The following is a 3,004-nucleotide window of genomic DNA, read 5'->3' as shown; positions in this document are numbered from 1 at the left end:
TTGGGAACACGTAAATCTACATGGAATCTACGATTTTACTAAATTAGGTAATAAGAAATCGCCTAAATTTGATATGAGTAAAATCAGTCAATTGAAGTTTGTCAATGCAGCTTAGGAACGCAACGTATATACCCAAGGCGAGTCTAATTCCGATTTGGCCCGCTTTGGTTTTGGAGACCAAAGTAATACAAACACGAGTTATAAAGCTATTTAATGAATGCCCTACTAATCATCTCTTGCTCGTTTCTTCCAACTTTATATTTATTGGCAACTATCTGCCACTTAGAAACAACCTCTTTAATTTCTGCGGTAATGCGTTTGGCTTGTGGTTGATTTATTCTAAAAAATGGTGCTACTTCTAAGGCTAAATCTAAATCAAGGGCATTATCATTTTCTGAAATATTGAGTTTTAACCCTGTACCTGTTTCGATTGGATTAATGTCGTAAGCAGGTGAAAGAATCCACCCTTGATTTGTCAATAAAAAGCCGTGATTTCTGAGATGGTCGTCCGTATTAGAGACACAAATATTGAAAACAATCCTTCGCCAAAGTTGCGCTAAATTATTGGCTACATTTGCTCCGTTTCGCATAATGAATTCTGCCAAATGTAAATAACTCGCTCCATCTTGATAATCTGTTCCGTCTGAATGTCCTAAAAGTGTCATCGCCGAAGCAAAATGAATTCTCTTATTTGTTGAAGTTCTATCAAAACGTTTGGTTAAATAAGTATGATGGCGACCAATAAATTTTTGAATCATCGCTTCGGCCATATGGATGCCTGATTTTTGGGCTAAATCATTGACCACCATTTCCCAAGCTCCCGTGTCTCTATCATCAAAATTACTGGGAAACTTCGCAATCCAGAGGTTATTTTTTGCATCCATTACGCTGGCTTTGGGTCTTGCTCCTCCCAAAGAAGAACCTGGAGCAATCAACATATTTAGCCACTTCAGGTAATCAGGATTATCAATACTATCTTCCTTTTCGAGATTCAAACTTGCTTGCTCCAACTCACGGAGCGACGTAAACGGAGGGGCAGCCATCGCTTTATTATCACTCAAAAAATCACCTTCTTTGTCTATTTTAAATCGAATTGCGCCCATTCGATGTTGGTCATAAACGCCCAAAAGATAATCCGTTTCAAAAAGTAATTGTTCTTTTCTACCTTCCAATCTCGCCATAGCTGCTTCTCGCCTACGCATGAGTAAACGCCCCCAACGGTCAGGCGAAGAATCCATAAAAATACCGAAATTGCTTTTGCTATCATTTAGGTATTGTTGTCCGCTATACAAGTTTAAATCAGGGTCGAGATTGTGCTTGTTTTGATTGGATTTCAACCATTCTTTATCGTATTCAAAAGCAAAAATTTCTTTTCCTCTAATCTGGGTAGCCGATAATAAACCCATCAATTGAGGTTCAAACATGGTTTCCCAATCCGCAAAAACTTGTATAATTCTTTTTCTTTCGGCCATTGCTAAACCTCCTTAGTTTTCTTGGTGGCCCGTTTTTTTACCAATAAATTCGCATCTTGGAGCTTTCGACCTAAAATATCATCATTTGCCATTGATAGCAAGTTTTTCTCCAAACCCATTACAAATAACACTTGCAAATATGCTCCCATTGCTACGCTTGGTGTACCTTTTTCGATCTGCCATAAAGTAGAACGACTAATATCTGCCCGTTCAGCAACTTGCTCGGTGCTTAGTTTTCTTCTCAATCTTGCAAGTTTTATATCTTCGCCTAATTGGGATAAGATTTTGGATGCTGTGGGTAATAAAATATTTACTTTTGATTTCATAATGTTTGATATTATGAACAAAAATAATAAAATTGTTTGAGATAATGAATATTATTAAATACATTCTACATAAATACCTATGCACCGCAAGATTCTACATTAATAAAATTGTTCACTAAAAAGCTTGTTGTATATTTCTGCAAATGAGGTTCTTGGTCTGTCACTTTTAGTCCAATTTTGCCGTAAATTTTTAGCGCTATTTTGCGTATAAAATATCATCTATCATTAAGTGATTTCTGGAAGAATATTCCTGTTAAATCTAACATACATATCAATTACTGATTTTCAATTAAGGTTACAGCTAAATAATTAATGTAAGTTGCGTAAGTTAAAACTGTCTATCAAGGATATACATGATAATAAAACAGAGAATTTTCAGTAGAAATCCTTTTGCCGTTACAGCGTGGATTTTTCTTGGAAACTTAGCTGTAATATCGGCAAATGTATTTTCAATTGTTTTTCGATAATAGCGGTTTTCAAGTTCTTCTGCCCAAGTGTTTTTTACAATTGAGTTTTTCTTGGTGGCAGCTTTAAGCCTTATTTGGTTAAAGTGTAAGAGTAAATCTTTATGTTGTTGGTTTATGTAGGCGGCATCACCGTATAAATCGCCATTTTCAGGTAAATTAATGTCCATTACTTGAAAAGTTGTATTGTCGGGAATACTACCAGCGGTCACGATAAACTCAATTGGAATTCCTTCGCCAGTAGTAATGACATGAACTTTGAACCCATAAAAATACTTTCTTTTAGAAGCATTTTATCCTCTAAATTTTTCTCCTTTGACCAATTTAGCATTACATATTCGAATATTTTTACAAATTGCTACTGGAAAAGAGTCAATTAAATAGACACTACTAAGATTGAGATTTTTGAAAATAATACCCAATGCAAAAAATAAATCTGATAATAAATCGGTCAAACTATGCAATATACGATTAAAGTTACTCTTGTCTGGAATATCAAATCCATGATGGCTTTCTAAATAAGCACACGCTGACACTTGATTTCCATAGAAGTATTTTGAAGATATAATAACAGTCGTAATTATCTGGGAATTAGTTAGTTTACGACGTTTATCAAGTGATTTATCATCAATTTTTAACAATAAATCGTCCACAAAACAGTAAATTGCAATTGTAAAATCATTCATTTTGATGTTAGTTAAGTTCGCAAACCAAATTTAACGTCATCTTGAAGGATTTTACA

The 3,004-nt window shown here is 34.7% G+C and carries 2 protein-coding genes and 1 pseudogene; all 3 read right to left on the bottom strand.

The window, feature by feature from the left end; genetic code table 11:
- Positions 1 to 206: 206 nt before the first annotated feature.
- The 3 genes and pseudogenes from AC1W31_RS21035 to AC1W31_RS21025 all read right to left on the bottom strand — a co-directional run bounded on the left by AC1W31_RS21035 (position 207) and on the right by AC1W31_RS21025 (position 2,948).
- Positions 207 to 1,472 (bottom strand): type II toxin-antitoxin system HipA family toxin, encoded by a 1,266-nt coding sequence (locus AC1W31_RS21035; RefSeq protein WP_481736468.1) that lies wholly within the window; start codon positions 1,470 to 1,472, stop codon positions 207 to 209.
- Positions 1,473 to 1,474: 2 nt separating this feature from the next.
- The gene (locus AC1W31_RS21030; RefSeq protein WP_481736467.1) at positions 1,475 to 1,798 is read right to left on the bottom strand and encodes a helix-turn-helix domain-containing protein; all 324 of its coding nucleotides are present in this window, start codon (positions 1,796 to 1,798) and stop codon (positions 1,475 to 1,477) included.
- Between the two features lie 328 nt (positions 1,799 to 2,126).
- Positions 2,127 to 2,948: pseudogene (locus AC1W31_RS21025) on the bottom strand (IS982 family transposase).
- Positions 2,949 to 3,004: the final 56 nt, after the last annotated feature.

It is taken from the genome of Arcicella sp. (assembly GCF_964672035.1).
Note: the sequence above shows the minus strand (reverse complement) of the source record. Positions and strands in the feature narration are given on the sequence as shown.